Source organism: Anoxybacillus sp. B2M1, from assembly GCF_001634265.1.
Classification (GTDB): Bacteria; Bacillota; Bacilli; order Bacillales; family Anoxybacillaceae; genus Anoxybacteroides; species Anoxybacteroides rupiense.
This window is the reverse complement of the sequence record NZ_CP015435.1, coordinates 409,092-427,488: the sequence shown is the minus strand read 5'-3', so window position 1 is coordinate 427,488 and position 18,397 is coordinate 409,092. Positions and strand designations below refer to the sequence as shown.

At 45.4% G+C, this 18,397-nt stretch carries 20 protein-coding genes; 2 read left to right on the top strand and 18 right to left on the bottom strand.

From position 1 onward, the window contains the following. Positions 1–383: 383 nt before the first annotated feature. Entirely contained in the window at positions 384–686 is a 303-nt protein-coding gene (locus tag GFC28_RS02120) for a hypothetical protein (protein WP_044746422.1), read from the top strand. Here the strand turns inward: GFC28_RS02120 and lpdA are convergent. From lpdA to GFC28_RS02085, 7 genes are all read right to left on the bottom strand, one after another. After that, positions 678–2,114: a dihydrolipoyl dehydrogenase gene (lpdA, locus tag GFC28_RS02115; RefSeq protein ID WP_044746421.1), complete on the bottom strand. Its 1,437-nt coding sequence runs from the start codon at positions 2,112–2,114 to the stop codon at positions 678–680. The genes GFC28_RS02120 and lpdA overlap by 9 nt on opposite strands. Next, positions 2,115–3,389, bottom strand: coding sequence for a dihydrolipoamide acetyltransferase family protein (locus GFC28_RS02110; protein ID WP_044746479.1), 1,275 nt, complete (start codon positions 3,387–3,389; stop codon positions 2,115–2,117). 21 nt (positions 3,390–3,410) lie between these two features. After that, a complete protein-coding gene (locus tag GFC28_RS02105; RefSeq protein WP_044746420.1) occupies positions 3,411–4,406 on the bottom strand; it encodes an alpha-ketoacid dehydrogenase subunit beta in 996 nt (331 codons plus the stop codon). Next, the gene (pdhA, locus tag GFC28_RS02100) at positions 4,403–5,473 is read right to left on the bottom strand and encodes a pyruvate dehydrogenase (acetyl-transferring) E1 component subunit alpha (RefSeq protein WP_044746419.1); all 1,071 of its coding nucleotides are present in this window, start codon (positions 5,471–5,473) and stop codon (positions 4,403–4,405) included. The genes GFC28_RS02105 and pdhA overlap by 4 nt, the downstream gene beginning before the upstream one ends. 25 nt (positions 5,474–5,498) lie before the next feature. After that, a complete protein-coding gene (locus GFC28_RS02095; protein WP_044746418.1) occupies positions 5,499–6,635 on the bottom strand; it encodes a Leu/Phe/Val dehydrogenase in 1,137 nt (378 codons plus the stop codon). A gap of 12 nt (positions 6,636–6,647) precedes the next feature. After that, positions 6,648–7,046 (bottom strand): thioesterase family protein, encoded by a 399-nt coding sequence (locus GFC28_RS02090; RefSeq protein ID WP_044746417.1) that lies wholly within the window; start codon positions 7,044–7,046, stop codon positions 6,648–6,650. Between the two features lie 324 nt (positions 7,047–7,370). Continuing rightward, on the bottom strand, positions 7,371–8,327 hold the full coding sequence (locus tag GFC28_RS02085; RefSeq protein ID WP_044746416.1) for an NAD(P)H-dependent flavin oxidoreductase: 957 nt from the start codon (positions 8,325–8,327) through the stop codon (positions 7,371–7,373). Between the two features lie 69 nt (positions 8,328–8,396). On the opposite strand from GFC28_RS02085, the gene GFC28_RS02080 reads away from it, so the two are divergent. Then, a complete protein-coding gene (locus GFC28_RS02080; RefSeq protein WP_044746478.1) occupies positions 8,397–8,918 on the top strand; it encodes a gamma carbonic anhydrase family protein in 522 nt (173 codons plus the stop codon). Positions 8,919–9,243: 325 nt separating this feature from the next. Here the strand turns inward: GFC28_RS02080 and paaX are convergent, their stop codons facing one another. The 11 genes from paaX to paaB form a co-directional block, all read right to left on the bottom strand. Beyond that, positions 9,244–10,119 carry a phenylacetic acid degradation operon negative regulatory protein PaaX gene (gene paaX / locus GFC28_RS02075; RefSeq protein ID WP_172798671.1) on the bottom strand — a complete coding sequence of 292 codons (876 nt, stop codon included), beginning with the start codon at positions 10,117–10,119 and terminating at the stop codon, positions 9,244–9,246. A gap of 188 nt (positions 10,120–10,307) precedes the next feature. Next, positions 10,308–11,084 carry an enoyl-CoA hydratase-related protein gene (locus GFC28_RS02070; RefSeq protein WP_044746414.1) on the bottom strand — a complete coding sequence of 259 codons (777 nt, stop codon included), beginning with the start codon at positions 11,082–11,084 and terminating at the stop codon, positions 10,308–10,310. A 17-nt stretch (positions 11,085–11,101) separates the two neighbouring features. Next, on the bottom strand, positions 11,102–12,307 hold the full coding sequence (locus GFC28_RS02065; protein ID WP_044746413.1) for a thiolase family protein: 1,206 nt from the start codon (positions 12,305–12,307) through the stop codon (positions 11,102–11,104). 15 nt (positions 12,308–12,322) lie between these two features. Next, positions 12,323–13,180 carry a 3-hydroxyacyl-CoA dehydrogenase gene (locus GFC28_RS02060; protein ID WP_044746412.1) on the bottom strand — a complete coding sequence of 286 codons (858 nt, stop codon included), beginning with the start codon at positions 13,178–13,180 and terminating at the stop codon, positions 12,323–12,325. Positions 13,181–13,267: 87 nt separating this feature from the next. Next, complete coding sequence (locus GFC28_RS02055) at positions 13,268–14,785, bottom strand: aldehyde dehydrogenase family protein (RefSeq protein ID WP_044746411.1); 1,518 nt, start codon at positions 14,783–14,785, stop codon at positions 13,268–13,270. Positions 14,786–14,807: 22 nt separating this feature from the next. Beyond that, the gene (locus GFC28_RS02050) at positions 14,808–15,581 is read right to left on the bottom strand and encodes an enoyl-CoA hydratase-related protein (RefSeq protein WP_044746410.1); all 774 of its coding nucleotides are present in this window, start codon (positions 15,579–15,581) and stop codon (positions 14,808–14,810) included. A 13-nt stretch (positions 15,582–15,594) separates the two neighbouring features. Beyond that, entirely contained in the window at positions 15,595–16,371 is a 777-nt protein-coding gene (locus tag GFC28_RS02045; RefSeq protein WP_044746409.1) for an enoyl-CoA hydratase/isomerase family protein, read from the bottom strand. Then, on the bottom strand, positions 16,364–16,675 hold the full coding sequence (locus tag GFC28_RS02040; RefSeq protein WP_044746408.1) for an EthD family reductase: 312 nt from the start codon (positions 16,673–16,675) through the stop codon (positions 16,364–16,366). The genes GFC28_RS02045 and GFC28_RS02040 overlap by 8 nt, the downstream gene beginning before the upstream one ends. 25 nt (positions 16,676–16,700) lie before the next feature. After that, positions 16,701–17,180, bottom strand: a complete 480-nt coding sequence (gene paaD, locus GFC28_RS02035; RefSeq protein WP_044746407.1) for a 1,2-phenylacetyl-CoA epoxidase subunit PaaD — start codon at positions 17,178–17,180, stop codon at positions 16,701–16,703. A 43-nt stretch (positions 17,181–17,223) separates the two neighbouring features. Continuing rightward, positions 17,224–18,066, bottom strand: a complete 843-nt coding sequence (gene paaC / locus GFC28_RS02030; protein WP_044746406.1) for a 1,2-phenylacetyl-CoA epoxidase subunit PaaC — start codon at positions 18,064–18,066, stop codon at positions 17,224–17,226. Next, positions 18,042–18,395: a 1,2-phenylacetyl-CoA epoxidase subunit PaaB gene (gene paaB / locus GFC28_RS02025; RefSeq protein WP_044746405.1), complete on the bottom strand. Its 354-nt coding sequence runs from the start codon at positions 18,393–18,395 to the stop codon at positions 18,042–18,044. The genes paaC and paaB overlap by 25 nt, the downstream gene beginning before the upstream one ends. Between the last annotated feature and the right edge of the window lie 2 nt (positions 18,396–18,397).

Genomic DNA, 18,397 nt, shown 5'->3' with positions numbered 1-18,397 from the left:
ATTGAATTTTAGCTTCATCACTCGCCTGTTAATGTAGATTAACATGTTCTTGTATGATAAAACTTTAGGCCGTTTTCGAAAGTCGTTGTCATCACGGATCCGTATAACGAAAACGCTCGGCAAAATCAGCTGATCATCTGGTCACTTTTCCGTCATGCTTTCCATCCCTTGAAATATTTTCGCTTTTTTATTGACGTCCATTTTTTCAATCTGAATCTATCTAGTTCCACATCGTTTGAATATAAAAGACAAAAACAGTCTGTCACATAACGTTCAAATAGATATGACGATTTTGTGAACGTTAGCGAAACGGGATTCATGTTTTTATAGATTAGTCGTATATTCTCTATGGATCATTTTTAGAAAATCGGGGGAGTTGAACAATGGTTGTTCATGAATTGATCAGCACGGAAGCCATTTTTACGGAAGAGCTAAAAAAAGGGTATCATGTATTATTGCAAAAATATAAAAAAGTAGATGTAAAGGTATCGGATATCGGTTTTATTCAAGAAATGAAGGACGGAAGTGAAGAGGTTGTCGAAGTTGTTTTCGATCCTGGCAATGAATACTCTTTGGTTCGTCTTGGTTCATATACATTTGAAAACGGAGCACCTTCTCTCGCTAAAGTGCAACAAACTCTTTTAAAACATCATCGTGATATTTTTGAAGGAGCCGTCTCAGCTTGAGACCGCTCCTTTTTGTTTCAGCGGTGGAAGGTGAATCGCTTCAGCACCCAGCGCTTCAACTGCTTCCAATAAACCTTCATTGATACTTGGATGCGGATAAAGTGGAAACTTCCAATCTTCCTCACGGCCTACCATTTCAAGTCCGATCACTCCGCTTGAAATGAGTTCAATCGTCCCAGCCCCCATCATATGGACACCGAGTACCATTTCACTGTCGGCATCGCTGATCACTTTAATAAAGCCATCTTTTTGTCCGATGATGCTTGCATAGCCGTTTCCAGTGAGCGGAAACTGTCCAATGCGAACGTCTTTATATTGCTCTTTGGCTTCTTCTTCCGTCAGCCCGACGCTGGCAATCGGCGGAATCGAATGAACGATCGTCGGCAAAAACGTCGTATCTGCTTCTGATTGCTTTCCTGCCATCGTTTCCGCCGCTACTTTCCCTTGCTTAATCGCTTTGACAGCAAGCGCTGGTCCGCCTGTCACATCCCCCACGGCAAAAATATGCGGCAACGTTGTTCGAGACTGGGCATCCACGCGAATAAATCCCTCTTCTGTCCGCTCTAGATCAAGACGTTCAATGCCCAATTCTTCGATATTCGCTTGCAAACGGCACGAAACAAACAGATGAGACCCCTCAATCGTCACTGTTTCCTGCTCCTTCACAGACAAGGAAACCGTCACTTGTTCGCCATCGTTCGCTGCTTTGATCAATCGGCTATTCTTATAGACTTTTACTTTCATTTTTTTAAGCAAACGCTGCAATTCGCGGTTAATCGAAGAATCGAAAGCGAAATCATCGGCTTCTAAAATAAGCGACACATTGACGCCAAAGGCACGAAAGCTTGTTGCCACTTCAAGCGCTATATAATCACTGCCATAGACGACAAGATACTCTGGAAGCTCTTCTAATCCATAAATGGAGTAGGCGTTCAACACGCGCTTGTGGTCCACATGGATCGAAGCTGGCGAAACGAGCGAAGCGCCAGTGGCGATCATCGCATATCGGAATCGGTACACATCAAACGCATCCCCCTTTTCCACCCCGATCCGATCCTCCGCTAAAAAGGAAGCCGTTCCTTTAATGACTTCAATTTTGTTTGCTTTGCAGAGCGCCTCCACACCTTGACGCAACTGACTCATCACTTTTGTTTTATATTGTTGAAGCTTTCCAGGATGGAAAGCCACATGAGCCCATTCGATCCCCATGTCATTCATGTGCTGAACGCTGGTCATGCTTTGCGCCGCGTGAGCAAACACTTTCGATGGAATACATCCTTTATTTAGACAAACGCCACCAAGCTCCTCTTTTTCGACTAATGTGACGGTGAGTCCAAGCTGTGCGGCGCGAATCGCCGCATGATATCCCCCAGGACCCGCGCCGATGATAACGACATCACGTTCGTGAGCAAGCTCTCCTACGACCATTTAGATCAACTCCATCAACATCAATTTCGGATTTTCGATTAGTTTGGCAAAATAATTCGTAAATGCGACCGCTGTCGCTCCGTCGGCAACGCGATGATCGAACGACATCGAAAGATTCATCATCGAGCGCACAGCAATTTCATCATTTTCCAGTACGACAGGGCGTTTTTTCGTTTTATGGAACGCGACAAGCGCCACTTCCGGATAGTTAATGATTGGCGTTGCCCCAATGCTTCCTCCAAGCGGGCCGACATTGCTGATCGTAAACGTTCCGCCTGTCATTTCAGCTAATGACAATTGATTTTCCATCGCCTTCTTTGTCAACGCTTTCGCTTCTTCATGAATTTGGCGCAACGATTTCTTTTCGATATTTTTAATGACCGGAACAATCAATCCTTCTTCTGTGTCAACCGCAATGCCAAAGTGATGTTCTTTCTCAAGGCGGATGCATTCGTTTTCCTCATCAAGCTTTGCATTGAAAATCGGGAACTGTTTCAGCGCCAACGAGAGCGCTTTAATGAAAAACGCTGTTGCCGAAATGTTCATATTATGTTCCTTTAATTCCTCGCGCAACGCAATAAGCTCCGTTACATCGATTTCTTCAAAATGCGTGCAATGCGGAATGGTAAAGAGCGATTGCGTCATTTTTTTCGCGATTTGCTTGCGGCGGCCACGGAACGGAATGATCATTTCCTCTTTCGTTTCTTCTTTTGTCACCGTAACGGACGCAGGCTCGCGTTCGGCCGCTGGAGCAACTAGCTGTGTTGCTTGTTCTTGTTGTGTTGGCGCTTGTTGCCCTTGAAGATAGCGATACACATCTTCATCAGTAATGCGTCCTGCTGGTCCTGTTCCTTGAATAAGAGATAAATCTATGCCATGCTCACGCGCAATTTTTCTTGTGTATGGCGAAGCAAGAATTCGTTGTGGTTTTGTTTTGCTTTCATTTGTTCTGGCAGGATCGCCTATGACTGGTTCGCTTTCAATTTCGACTTCCGCTTCGACCGTCACAGCAGCCTGCTCCTTCGCTTGCTCATGTCCAACCGCTTCCGTCTGCAAAGACAACAATGTCGTTCCGACCGCGATTGTTTGACCTTCTGGAACGAAAATGTCAAGGACGGTCCCCGCCGCTGGCGAAGGAATTTCGGCCACCATTTTATCCGTTTGCACCTCGACAAGCGGCTGATCGACTTTTACATCATCGCCTTTTTTGACAAAATAATGGATGACAACCGCTTCGGTCATTCCTTCACCAATATCGTGAAGCTTGACTTCCAACATTTCCTATACCCCCTCCAACTAAAACTTCACTGCTTTCTCAATTGCGTGCAATACCCGTTCTGGTGTCGGCAAATAGTAATCCTCAAGCGCGAAAAACGGCACAGGGACATCAAAACCCGTCACTCGCTCAACGGGCGCTTTTTGATACAAGAATGATGTATCGTTGATAATTGAGACGATATCGTTGGCCACTCCGCCTGTCGCGTGCGCTTCCTGAACGATGACCGTGCGCCCTGTTTTTTGTACTGATTCGGCGATGAGATCCCGATCAAGCGGATAAAGGGTGCGTAAATCAATGACATCGGCTTGAATACCTTTTTTCGCCGCTTCCTCCGCTGCTTTCATGGCTACCGGCACCATCGCTCCCCAAGCGATAACCGTCACATCGTCCCCTTCACGCAACTTTTTTCCTTTGCCAATCTCAATCGTATATTTTCCTTCCGGCACTTCCTCGCGAGATGAACGATAGCATCTCATCGGTTCTAAAAATAAAACGGGATCCGGATCCTCGATAGCCGCGATCAGCAACCCTTTTGCATCATACGGAGTCGATGGGCAAACGACTTTGATTCCCGGCATATGGGTAAATAGGGCTTCGGTGCTATCACAGTGGATTTCGGGTGCGCGCACTCCCGCCCCATACGGCGCACGAATGACTATTGGCACCGTAAAATGTCCCATTGTCCGCGAACGGATTCGAGATGCATGCGTCATAATTTGTTCATAGGCTGGATAAATAAATCCTAAAAATTGAATTTCAACAATCGGTCGGAATCCGTTAACCGCCATGCCGATGGCCGCGCCCGTAAATCCCGCTTCACTTAATGGCGTGTCGATCACCCGATCTTCTCCAAATTCCGCTTGCAGCCCGTCAGTGGCGCGGAATACTCCGCCGTTTTTGCCGACATCTTCTCCAAGCACAAGGACATCATCCCGTTCACGCAACATGGTCCGCATCGCATCTGTCACTGCCTGAACAAGCGTCAACGTATTTGTTTTAACCGCCATTGTCATCGGATACTCCCCCGTTTCCATGCATTATATTCATTCTTTTGTTGTTCAATCGTCCACGTTGGCTGAGCGAATACGTAATCAAACATATCGTCCGATTTGGCTTCTGGGTAGTTTTCCATTTCTGTTATTGCTTGCTCGACTTCCCGGCCCACTTCTTCTTGAACCGATTGTGCCCACGTTTCATCCCAAAAGCCTTCTCGTTTCATGAATCGCTCAAGACGCTGGATTGGATCAGCCAGCTCGCGACGCTTTTTGCTTTCATCTTGATTGCGGTATTTTGTCGGATCATCCGCTGTTGTATGTGCCCCATATCTCCATGTGATTGCTTCAATGAGCGTTGGTCCTTCACCATTTCTTGCCCGTTCAAGCGCTTTCTGTGTTTCAAAATATACCGCGAACACATCATTTCCGTCGACGCGAACACCCGGAATATTGTATGCTAATGCTTTTTGCGCGATCGTTTGCGAATTCATTTGTTTTGTTATCGGCACAGAAATCGCATATTGATTATTTTGATTGAAGAAGACAACGGGCGCTTGAAAGACGCTGGCAATATTTAAACCTTCATGGAAATCTCCTTCCGATGTCGCTCCGTCTCCAAAATAAACGATGGCCGCATTTTTTGTTCCTTTTCTTTTTTCTGCATACGCTGCACCCGCTGCATGCGGCAATTGCGTCGCAATCGGCACGCTTGGCGGGAAGATTTTCTTGCCGTTTGGCGGAACGCACCCTTCGTTTCGGCCTCTCCAATACAGCAAAATGCGGGTTAACGAATGGCCAAACGTCATCGTTGCCCCATGATCGCGATAGGTCGGAAACAACCAATCATCATCCTTTAGCGCGAGCGCACTGCCGACTTGCGCTGCCTCTTGTCCTTCATACGGCGCATACGTTCCGATTCGTCCTTGCCGCTGAAGGCTGACACATTTGCGGTCGAACGTTCTTGTGCGCATTAAATGGCGGTAAAAGGTCATGGCCAATTCTTTTGTGATTTGTTCACGGTATTCTGTCATTACAAGTTCCCCATCGTTATTCATCACTTGAATCATTGGAAATTGCTGTTCCATCCCATCACCCTCTTTTCTTCATTATTTACAGACGAATATCCCATTTCGGACGCTTTTTATGAGAGAAGAAATTGTTTCTTCTGCTTCGCATTTCCAGCCGCTTTTCACAGAAGCGGTTCGCAGCTTCGATCGTTGTAAGTTGTTCATTTTCCGCTTGTGTATAAATATCAAGAAGCGTCGAATAAATCGCTTTCGTCTTTTGCAGCACGCGTTCTTTATTTGGGCCGTATAATTCATCCGATACTTGAATGAGGCCACCTGCATTGACAATATAATCCGGCGCGTATAAAATGCCTCTTTCTTGCAGCATCTGACCATGCCGTACATCAAGCAATTGGTTATTGGCAGAACCGACAATGGCTCTTACTTTAAATGCATCAATGGTGTCGTCGTTGACAACATTTCCAAAAGCACATGGCACAAACACATCCGCATCGGTTCGGTATATTTCGTCACCTTGTACCACTTTTACCGAGCCGCCGATTTCTTTCGCATAGGAAACAATCGAATCAACAGCCGCTTGGTTAATGTCGCAAACATAAAGGTTGGCACCTTTTTCTAACAGCTGCTCTGCCACCTTATAACCAACCTTGCCAAGCCCTTGAATCGCATACGTTTTGCCTTGGAGGTCGTCGCTTCCCCATAACGCTTTGTTCGTCGCTTGCAGGCCGTAAATCACACCCAACGCTGTCGGAACGGAGGAGTCACCGCTTCCGCCATACTCTTGCGGCACACCGACGATACAGTCCGTTTCCTTCATCGCATGTACGAAATCTTCTGGAGTTGTCCCCATATCTGTTCCTGTATAGAAACGACCGTTTAACGATTCAACAAACTGGCCCAGCGCTCGAAACAATTCCGGTGTTTTATCTTTATTCGGATCACCAATGATAACCGCCTTTCCTCCACCAAAATCGACATCGGCCGCAATGCATTTATACGTCATTCCTTTTGAAAGGCGAAGCACATCAAAAAGCGCTGCATCAACAGTAGGGTACGGCTGCATACGACAGCCACCGAGAGCCGGCCCTAACGTCGTATTATGAATGGCAATAATCGCTTTCAAGCCTGTTTGTTCGTCATTGCAAAAAATGACTTGCTCATGCTCCTTCATTTGTGTAAATAAATCAATGGATTTCCATTCATTTGTAACCGCATTCATTCCCTCTTCCTCCTATGAATGTAGTGTCGCTTGAAGCATCTCCTTAATTTTTTCCTTTGGCAAAATGACTTGCTTGACCTCGCCCACACCAATCAATCTTTCGCCATTTTTCGCTTCCACCTTCGTCATCACAACATGATCGCGAAGCTCCGTTACCGTGGCCGTAACGGTTACCGTCGATCCCTCCAGAGTTGGGGCCACATGCTTAACAAAAACAGCTGCCCCCATTCCTTCCTCATGATCTTCAAGATACGGCAATATAATTTTTCGCGATGCCCATTCCATGTGATACACCATCGAAACCGTCGAATAAACCGGATGAACGACATGGCCTTCAAATTGCGCAAACATATCAGGAGTGACAACCGCCTCCACAACAGCTGTATCTCCAACTTTCATCCCTCGTTTCATTTCTCCACCCCTCTTGATAATACGAGAATAATATAAGACGTTTTATAAACGTAATAAAAAAATAACATTTTCAATATGCTAGACTATTAGATCAAAACATTTTTAAATTAGGTTTTATCAAGATATTTTAGCGATGTAAAGCGTTTAAATTGTAAACGTTTACACAATTAACATCATAAAAATATTTATTAACGTTAAAATAACGTTATGATAATTAAATATTATCAACCGATAAAATCAAAAGTCAATAATTTTCTCAAAAATTGAATCATTACAAAAAAAGCCCCTCATCATGGAGGCGCTTTTATATTTTCTATATAAAAATTATTGTTCTAAAAACATTTCGCGAAGCTCATTCCATTGTTGTTTCGCTTCACTCATCATTTGGTCAAACAGCTCCTGTACAGTCGGTATATCTTGAATAAATCCAGAAATTTGACCAGCGTTCACAAAGCCTTCGACAAAATCACCAGAAAGAGCTCCACGGCGGTGATAGTCCTCTGATGTGTAACGGTTAAATTCTTCAAGAGTAACTCCTGATTTTTCATAGTCAAGCAACTTTTCCGCATAGGCTGTGCGCATAATTCTCCGCACTCTGCCGACTGTACGACCAACGATAACGGTTTCATTTTCTCCAGCCTTTACTACAAGCTGCTTATAATCTTCATGGAAAGGAGCATCTTTGGTCGCTATCAATCTGGTCCCCAGTTGCACCCCTTTTGCTCCGAGAGCCAAAGCAGCGAGCAATCCCTTCCCATCGCCAATGCCTCCTGCTGCAATCACCGGCACACGAACCGCTCGGACAATTTGCGGGATTAAAGTCATGGTCGTCAATTCGAGATGCGAATTAATTCCCGCTGCTTCATATCCTTCCGCAACCAGCACGTCTGCACCAGCAGCCTCAGCCTTTTGCGCTTGTCTTACCGATGCTGTCACCACGATCACCTTCACTCCCCGTTCCTTCAGCATCGGAATAATAGGGGCAGGATTTCCCGCTGATAATGAAACCACCGGAATCTTGTGCTTAAACACTAACGAGAGCATTTCCTCTATATACGGAGTAACTTGAATGGGAATATTAACAGAAAAAGGACGATTGGTTCTCTGGCGTGTTTCCACAAGAATATTCTCCACCTCATCAGGTGTCATCGTTCCCACACCAATCGTTCCAAGGCCCCCCGCCTCGGAAACCGCGCTTGTCAGCTGAGCATTGCTAATATTCCCCATCCCCCCTTGAATAATGGGATAACGAATATGAAAAAAACGACAAATATCATTCATGAAATTCTCTCCCCGTTAAAAATATGTTATACTTATCATAACCTTATCACATTTGAGGAGAGATTGAAAATGCTTTATTCATATAACGGAAAAACCCCAGATGTTGACCAAACCGTCTTTATTGCTCCCGGAGCCCATATTATTGGCGATGTGAAAATCGGCAAAGAATCGACTATTTGGTTTAATGCGGTGCTTCGCGGGGATGAAGCGCCGATTACAATTGGAGAGCGGTGCAGCATTCAAGATAATTCCACATGCCACTTATATGCCGAATTTCCGCTTGTCATTGAAGATGAAGTAACCGTTGGTCATAATGTCATTTTACATGGATGCACGATTCGAAGACGCTCCATCATCGGCATGGGCTCAACCATTTTAGATGGTGCAGAAATTGGCGAAGAATGCATTATTGGCGCCAATACGCTTATTCCACCGGGCAAAAAAATTCCGCCACGGTCACTTGTGGTCGGCTCGCCTGGTAAGATCGTCCGCGAAATTAATGAAAAAGATTTAGAGCTTATTCAGTTGTCCATTGACACATATGTACAAAAAGGAAAAGAATATCGCGAACTGCTAAATCACTCCCGTTAATAGGTGCAGCTATAATAAAAAAAGCACAAGATCATCCTTGTACCTCATATGGTAGACAAAGTCCATTTCGACTTTGTCTATTATTATTTTCCCCATTCCTTTCCATCGTTTCCGTCGCGGGCTGTCCTGAAAGCGCTTGGCAGACCAAGGGACGCAGCCAAGCGGAGACGCAAGTGTGAACAAGCAAGGCAAATGGCATCGTACACGCCTGAGACACAAGGTCATTTTCGTGCTTTTTCTATGGATAATTCTCATAAGACCGGACCCCAAATCATCTTCTGAACATCGACGCTCCAAGACAAACCTGTGGCTTGGGCCCAATAGATTATTCCATCATCAGCTCATGAGTATAGACATCGTATTGTGTATCTTTTTTTATTAATTCATTGCCATCTGTGAACACTTCTTCAAAAAAGCGGCTTGCCGGCTTAGCCAGCTCTTTATAGTATTCACTAAACAGCGAAGCCGCATGACTGCCCATCCATTCTTTCGGCAATAGCTCTTCTGGCAGCCCCGGATCAATGAATAAAAACTTCCGATACTCGTGAACGAGCTTCGTCCGCTCTACGAAGCATTCCGCATCTGTCATTTCGCCCCGTTGAATTTTATTTTTATCAATGATGTATTTTTGACTGTACACCGAAATAAATTCTTCGTATTTCTGGTTGATCGCTTCTAAATCCCAACATTTTTCAACAAGCCGTGCATTCGTGTGCGGACCGTCATATTCGGAAATAAAAAAGTCGACATACGGCTCAATTTGATATTTATCAATGAGATCATATACTTGTTTCTCTAAATGGTTCGGAGAGATCCAGCAGCTGTTGGAAATCGTTCCAAATCCGCTCCATACCAACTCTTTTCGCAGTTCATCCCGCAGGGAGCGCTTTTCCTCAGGAATCGTGTAAACAAAAATGCGCCACTTTCCATCCCATTTTTCTGGACGGATTTTGTAAATCCGCTTCGCTGCCTCCTCCATCCGTTTTATGCCGCGCGGTGTCAGCGAATAATAGCTCTTGTTCCCTTTTTTTTCTGCTTGCACCCATCCTTGTTTACTCATGCGAGAAATCGCCGCACGCACTGCCTGGTCGTTATGGCCGAACTCTTTTAGCAGCCGAATCAGACTACCAATCCAAATTTGGTTGCCATAATGGCGAATATAGTCTCCATAAATCGTAAAAATCATTGATCGTGTATTTATGCTCATATTTGACACCCTTTGTCCCTACCGTTTTCGCTTATTTCCTATTTAGCAAGGGGTTCCCTTCCGACACTTTCATGGTTCAGTATTTTAGCAAATTTTTATAACATTTACAATACGAATAGCATAAAAAGCATCTGATGATAAAACGGGAGCCTCATGTGATGGAGCTCCCGTTTGTTTTTTTCTTATTCACCAGTAAAATGGGGCTTGCGTTTTTCACTGAATGCTGCTAATGCCTCAAGACGATCCTTAGTCGAAATCGTCTGCTCATACGCCTTCGCCTCAATTGACAGCCCTGTTTGCAAGTCGACGTTCATCCCTTGCTGGATGGCGAATTTCGCTTGCCGCAATGCAATGGGACCGTTTTGCAGCATTTCATGCGCTAGCGCCTCGCAGCTTGGCAGCAGCTCTCCTTTTTCCACTACTTTTGTTAAAAGACCATATGCATACGCTTCGTCAGCTGTTATTTTGCGAGCAGTGAGAATCCATTCTTTTGCTTTTGCCTCGCCAATCAACCGCGGTAAACGCTGGGTTCCGCCGGCTCCCGGAATAATCGCCCAGCTTACCTCGGTAAGTCCCATCACCGCTTCCTTCACTGCAATTCGAAAATCGCATGAAAGCATTAGTTCAAATCCACCGCCAAAAGCATAGCCGTTTACCGCTGCAATCGTCGGCTGGGGCAAATGGGCCACCGCATCAAACACATCGCGAATTTTCTTGACATTGCGGCGCACCTCTGTCTCTGACAGCGTTTTGCGCTCTTTTAAATCCGCTCCTGCACTAAAAGCTTTATCGCCTGCTCCCGTAAAAATCACCACCCGGATGTCACGATCAAAATAAATTTGATCGACTACCTCGCCCAGTTGCACCAGTGTCGCATAGTCAAAACAGTTCATGACTTCCGGGCGATGAATCGTGACAAATCCGATATAATCACGTTTTTCTAATAAAATATTCGCCACGGCTCTTCCTCCTTTTACTAGACATCCAGGTTTTCAACAATGGTAGCGATTCCTTGTCCCACGCCAATACACATGGTTGCTAGACCGTATCGGACCTTTCTTTTTTTCATCTCATAAATTAAGGTTGTTAAAATGCGGGCACCACTAGCTCCAAGCGGATGACCAAACGCAATCGCTCCACCATTGACATTAACAATGTCTTTATTCAGTTCAAGCTGTTTGATGCACTCTAATGACTGGGAAGCAAACGCTTCGTTAAGTTCAACTAAACCGATATCGTTCACCGTTAAACCGGCGCGCTGCAACGCTTTTCTCGTCGCATAAATCGGACCGAGCCCCATCACGGCCGGTTCTAAGCCGGCGACCGCAGAAACCGTATATTTCACAAGCGGCTTCATGCCTAGCTTTTGGGCTTTTTCTGCACTCATGAGCAATAAGGCGGCTGCTCCGTCATTAACACCAGAAGCATTCCCTGCGGTGACTGTCCCATTTTCAAAAAGCGGACGCAATTTTGCTAGCTTTTCCATTGTTGTATCGGGACGCGGATGCTCATCTTTATCGACGACGATCTCTGCTCCCTTTCGATCGCGATACACAACGGGAACAAGCTCGTCGGCAAAACGGTGCGCTTCCATCGCTTTTTTGGCCTTCATTTGGCTTTCATAGGCAAACTCATCTTGCGCTTCACGAGAAATCCCATACCGCTTTGCGACATTTTCTGCCGTTTGCGGCATGCTGTCTGTACCGTACATTTCATGCAGTTTCGGATTAATAAAGCGCCAGCCGATCGTGGTATCGAACATTTCTAAATTGCCGCGCGGAAAATCTTGATCGGGTTTTGCCATAACAAACGGCGCACGCGTCATACTTTCTGTTCCTCCGGCGATCACTATATCAGCTTCACCAACCATAATCGCCCGGGCAGCATAATTGACAGCATCCAAACCAGAGCCGCACAAGCGATTGACCGTTGTGCCTGCTACTTCAATTGGCAATCCAGCTAATAGCGCCGACATGCGCGCAACATTCCGATTGTCCTCCCCTGCCTGATTGGCATTTCCAAGCACGACTTCTTCGATTTCCTCGACTGGAAGCCCCGGATTGCGTTCGACTAATGCTCGAATCACAATGGCCCCTAAATCGTCCGGACGAACTTCCTTTAACGCTCCTTTATATCTTCCAATCGGCGTCCGGACCGCATCAACAATGACGACTTCTCGCATCGCTTCTTCTCCTTCCTACTCCTTGTTCGTATAGTCGTAAACTCCTTTTCCTGTTTTTCTCCCAAGTCGTCCTGCCTTAACGTATTGCTCCAGTAACGGCGCCGGACGGTATTTTTCTCCTAGCTTTTCATGCAAGTATTTTAAATTGTTTAACCGAGTATCTAAGCCTACTAGATCAGCCAATTCAAATGGTCCCATTGGATAGTTAAGACCAAGCTTAATCGCTTTATCAATTTGTTCCGGTGTGCCGACACCTTCTTGCAGCATGTAAAATGCTTCATTGCCCACCAATGCGCTAATTCGGCTTGTCACAAAGCCCGGAAACTCATTCACAACCACCGTTTCTTTTCCCATTTGTTCAGCCACTTGCTGAATGACTTCGGCCGTTTCATCGCTTGTTTCCAATCCGCGAATAATCTCAACAAGCTTCATTTTATGGACCGGATTGAAAAAGTGCATGGCGATTACCTTTTCCGGACGTTTTGTAAACGAAGCAATCTCTGTCGGGCTCATCGTCGATGTATTTGTGGCAAAATAACATGCTTGTGGCGCATGCGCATCGATGGTTTCGAAAATTTGTTTTTTAATCTCTAATTTTTCCGGTACCGCTTCAATCACTAGATCGGCCGTTTGAACAGCCTCCGCTAAATTTGTTGAATACGACAAGCGAGCTTGCGCTTCAAGTTTAGCGGCTTCCGATATCTTATTTAACGATACCGCTTTGTCAAAAATCGCATCGATTTCTTTTTTCGCACTTTGCAGCTGCTCTTCTTTTATATCAACCAACATGGTGACAAAGCCGCCAGCTGCGCTGACATAAGCAATGCCTCTTCCCATCACTCCTGAGCCGACGACGACAATACGGCGAACCATAGCAATCCTCTCCTTATTATTCATGTATTTATATATAGAAGTGAAAACGAGCACCCATCCGCAGATGGAAGTGCTCGAATTTGCGCATTACAAACCGAAAGGATTGAGCGGACGGCTTCCGTAGTATGACAAGATGCTTTTTGTCTCTGTATATAAGTCAAGCGTTTCAATGCAAAGCTCGCGTCCGAAGCCAGATTGTTTATAACCGCCAAACGGCGTTCCTGGGAATGCGGAGAATGGGCTATTGATCATGACGATGCCGGCTTGAATTTGCTTCGCCACCCGGATCGCTCGGCCATGGTCTTTTGTCCAAATCGCTGAACCTAATCCGTATTCGCTATCGTTTGCCAGCTTGACAACCTCTTTTTCATCACTAAACTTCATCACAACAACCACTGGCCCGAAAATTTCTTCTTTGACTACTTTCATGCTGTGATTGACATTTGTAATAATAGTCGGCTCATACCAGTAACCGTTTTCAAATCCTTCAACCTTTGCTTCTTTACCCCCCGTCACAACCGTTGCCCCTTCTTCAAGTGCCGAACGAACATATCCGTCAATGACTTCTAATTGTTCACGGCTAATGATCGCTCCGACATGTGTCCCTTGGTCAAATGGGTTGCCAAGCTTTAATTTCTTTGTTTTCTCTACAAATTTTTCCATAAATTGCTCATAAATGCTTTCATGTACATATAAACGAGAACGCGCTTCGCATGATTGTCCCGTATTGTAGAAGATACCGAATAAAGCCCCGTCCACAGCCGCATCAAGATCCGCATCCTCAAAAATGATGTTCGGCGATTTTCCACCAAGCTCCAATGTAACGCGTTTTAGCGTCTTCGATGCTTTCTCCATAATATCTTTGCCAACTGGGGTGGAACCGGTAAAGGCTACTTTATCGACAAGCGGATGCTCCACTAAATAATTGCCCACTTCGGAGCCCGAACCTGTTACAACGTTGACAACACCTTCCGGCACCCCTGCCTCATGGCAAATCTCCGCAAGCACAATGCATGTTAATGGTGTTAATGAAGCTGGCTTGACAACGACAGAGCAGCCGACAGCAATAGCCGGAGCAATTTTCCACGCTGCCATCATCAACGGATAATTCCACGGAATAATTTGTGCACATACACCGACTGGTTCTTTTTCTGTAAAGTTATGAAATGCTCCTGGCATGTTGTTGACCGTTCCACGATGGCCGACAATTGCACTTGCATAAAACTCAAAATCTTCGATCGCCTGCATGACTTGTCCTTGGGCAGCAGAAAGCGATTTCCCCGTATCTAAAATCTCCAACTCCACTAGCTCATTAAAGCGAGAGCGCATGATAGAAGCGATCTTGTTAAGGATACGCGCCCGTTTATTCACTGTAAAATGACGCCATTTCCCATAGTCGAATGCTTGACGCGCCGCTTGAATCGCCCGTTCTGCATCTTCCTTTGTTCCTTTGGCTACTTGCGCCACCGGTTCGCCTGTTGCTGGATTATAGGTTGTAAACGTTTCCCCTGAAGAACCTTCCACACGCTCACCATTAATAATGAGATGATATTTCTCACGCTTCATTTCAAGTTTTTCCATTTTTTGTTCTTTTACTGTTGACATATCATACACGCTCCCTTTTTCCTTATTTTCCTTTGAATACTGCCGGACGCTTTTCGAAAAATGCGCGTACTCCTTCGCGATGATCTTCTGTCAATCCAGCAATTCTCTGACCATACGCTTCTTTTTCCAAATATTCCGCAAATGAACCGCTCCCGCTTTCGCGCAAAAGACGTTTGATCAATCCAATCGCTTTTGTCGGCATTTGCGCGAGCTTTGCCGCAAATCGTTGCACTTCGGTTTCCCATTCTGATTCAGGAATCACAGCTGTCACGAGCCCAAGCTCATAGGCTGCTTGTGCGCTTACTTTTTCTCCTAAAATAGCAAGCTCAAGTGCTTTGGCGTGGCCAATTAACCGCGGTAAATAGTAAAGGTTTCCGGCATCAGGAACCAAGCCAACATGAATAAACGCTTCAATAAAGCTTGCTTTTTCGGAAGCGAGCCGGAAATCGCAAGCCAATGCTAAGCTCATTCCCGCCCCCGCTGCCACGCCATTAACAGCGGCAATAACAGGTTTTTCAAAATGATGAAGCGCTTTCATCATTGGCGCATAGCGCGTCCGCAAAACCTCTCCGTGATCCAATTCTTCCGTGACGCCAGCGAGGTCTTCGCCTGAGCAGAAGGCTCTTCCTTCACCAGTGATGACAACACTGCGAACCATTTCGTCACCAGCGGCCTGCTTAAGCGCTGAGACAATCTCTTTATTCATTTGCTCCGTAAATGCATTTAGCTTATCCGGCCGCTGAAGGATCAGCCACGCCACATGCTCGCGGACTTCATAACGAATCGTTTCGTACAACGAACAGCCCTCCTTACTTTCCTTTAAAATTCGGCTTGCGTTTTTCCATAAATGCTTGCATGCCTTCTTTTTGATCTTCTGATGAGAAAAGAAGATAAAAGTTTTTCCGCTCAAACTGCATTCCTTCATATAAGGAATAATCGACCGCTTTATGAACGGCTTCTTTAATGAAACGAACCGACAAAGGAGGCTGTTGAGCAATTTTTTTGGCTAGCTTGATCGTTTCTTCCAAAAGCAGCTCTGGTGCCACCACGCGATTGACAATTCCAAGCTCGTAGGCTGTTTTTGCTGACATCCTTTCCCCTGTCCAAAGCCATTCGAGCGCTTTTGTTTTACCGATTAATTTTGTCAGACGCTGCGTGCCGCCAGCTCCGGGCATCACGCCAATATTGACTTCAGGAAACCCGAATTCAGCCGTCTCTGAAGCCAGCAGGAGATCGCAGCTCAGCGCTAATTCAAACCCTCCTCCTAATGCAAAGCCATGTACAGCGGCAATCATCGGTTTTTTTATCCATGCTAAACGATCCCACTCTGCGAATTGATTCAGCATTTCTAAGGTAATCGAATCGTCGTCCGCCATTTCATCAATATCAGCTCCAGCAGCAAATGCGCGCCCTTTTCCCGTTAAGACCATGACCCGCACATCATCATGACGGTCATACTCTTCCATTGCCTTTACAATTTCCGTCACCATTTGACGGTTTAGCGCATTCAGTACATGAGGACGATTCAATTCAATCACAGCAATCGAGCCCTCGATATACGTTTGAATATGCGCGTATTTACTCATTTCCGACTTCCTCGCCAATCATCATTGTCACAAGCTCGCCGGCAAATGACATCAAATCCTTTGCGGACGCTTTTGCTTCACTTGTTCTCATCGCTTCTTTTAACGCTTCGTGACTGTCGTAATACATTTCGCATAGTAAATAATATTCGCTTTCTCCCCCCATTGGCGTGCCGACAATTTTGGTTACCTCCATTTTGCGCAGCCCCGGGATTTTCGCTGTAATCGGTGCGTGTGTTCCAAAATAATGCTCATCAAACGCATTTTTATCCTTTGGTTGCTTATAAAGTGCGATCATTTTTACCATTTGTCTCTTCTCCTTTTTTCGTTTTTTACATCCATATCGAAATTGGTTTTAGTGCTTCAAATGGGTTCTTGCATTGTTTACAATAAAAAATGCTGCGGCAGGCGGTCGGACCAAAGACATTTTCCATCATTGTATAAGTGGAGGTGCAATATGGACACTCAATTTGCCATTCGCCGTTAGGACCCATTTGTTTCGGCGGCGGAGCAATTCCAAACTCCTTCAATTTTTCACGACCCTCTTCTGTAATCCGTTCCGATGTCCATGGCGGATGGTTAATAAATTCAACGGTTACACGCTTGATTCCTTCTAAACTGGAAAGAACTTGTTCGACACGCTGTCGAATAATATCAAGCGCCGGACAGCCAATAAAGGTCGGCAGCAATTGAACAACCACTTCCCCGTTTGTAAACTGGACCTTTTCTACCATCCCTAAATCTAAAACGCTGACGGAATCAATTTCAGGATCTTTAACCGCGTCCAACGCCGTTTTGATTTTCTCGATCATCCTATTAGCACCTCCCTTGTTTTTGGTAGTAGTGATCGATGAATTACCAAGCGGCAAGAGGATCCATTCGGTATACTTCAGATAAAGTGGCGATTGCCGATTCCAAATCTGGTGTATGTTCGCCGTTGCGGCCATTTCCGCGCTTCATCTGAAATGCGTTTGGCATTGTCAGATTGGCTTGTTCAAATACGGGTTTCATCGCTTGAATCCACCGCTCTGTTAGCACTTCCTCGCTGTCAATCAAACCAAATTCGACCATCTTGCTTCCTTTATTCCCTAGGGACAAGACACCACCAAAATCGTCCATCACTTTCTCAATCGCTTGAATCATCCGTTCGCGTGCTTCGCCCTGTGCATTGACAAGCTGAACAAACCATGTTTTCCAGTGCATCAAATGATAGTAAAGCTCCATATTGATCTTGATTGCCACCTGCGCTAGCGGCTCATAGGAACAGTTTTTCAATGAATCAATGCGGACCTTCTTCGCTTGTGCGTAGAAGTAATTTCTTACAACGGTAAACGCCCAGTCATAACGAGGCTCCTGTAAATAATGCCCCGGTCCGTTCACTTCCTCTAGTAAAATCGCATTGCGTCTTTCCGATGCTTCACGCCCATGCGCTAGATCATCAGCGCGGCCCATGCCGATCTCTTCAAGCAACTGATAATACATCGCTGCATGCCCCATCGTATCTTGGCTGATCGACGAAAACGCGACATCTTCTTCAATATGAGGGGCAAGCCCCAGCCATTCAGAACCACGATACGCCAAAATAAAATCATCATCAGCCAGCTGAAATAATAGCTCCACAAGCGCTTCTTGATATTCAGGGTATTGCTTCAATTCTTCCGGTTTCGTGATTTTCATCGCTGAATCTCGCCCTTCCATGACAGAATTTCTTTCTCATCCAACATTTGCTGTTCATATTGCCGCCATTTCTTTTTCAAATATCCATATCCTTTTGTCGTACGGTAATCCTTATTATCCAGACGTTTTAGCGCTTCTTTTTCTTCCTCTGTCATCTGACGAATGTCAGAACGTTTTACAACCCAAATATCAGAGACAGGTTCACGACGCATGAAATTTTCTTGAGCCATTACTAGCGCGATTTCATGATTTGGCGCCAGCAGGCTAAATTGATGCTGCAGCGGCGCTGTATCGTTTTTTCTGCTGAAAACCTCAAATACTTGATAAAAGCCTTTTCCGTTATGATTCATAA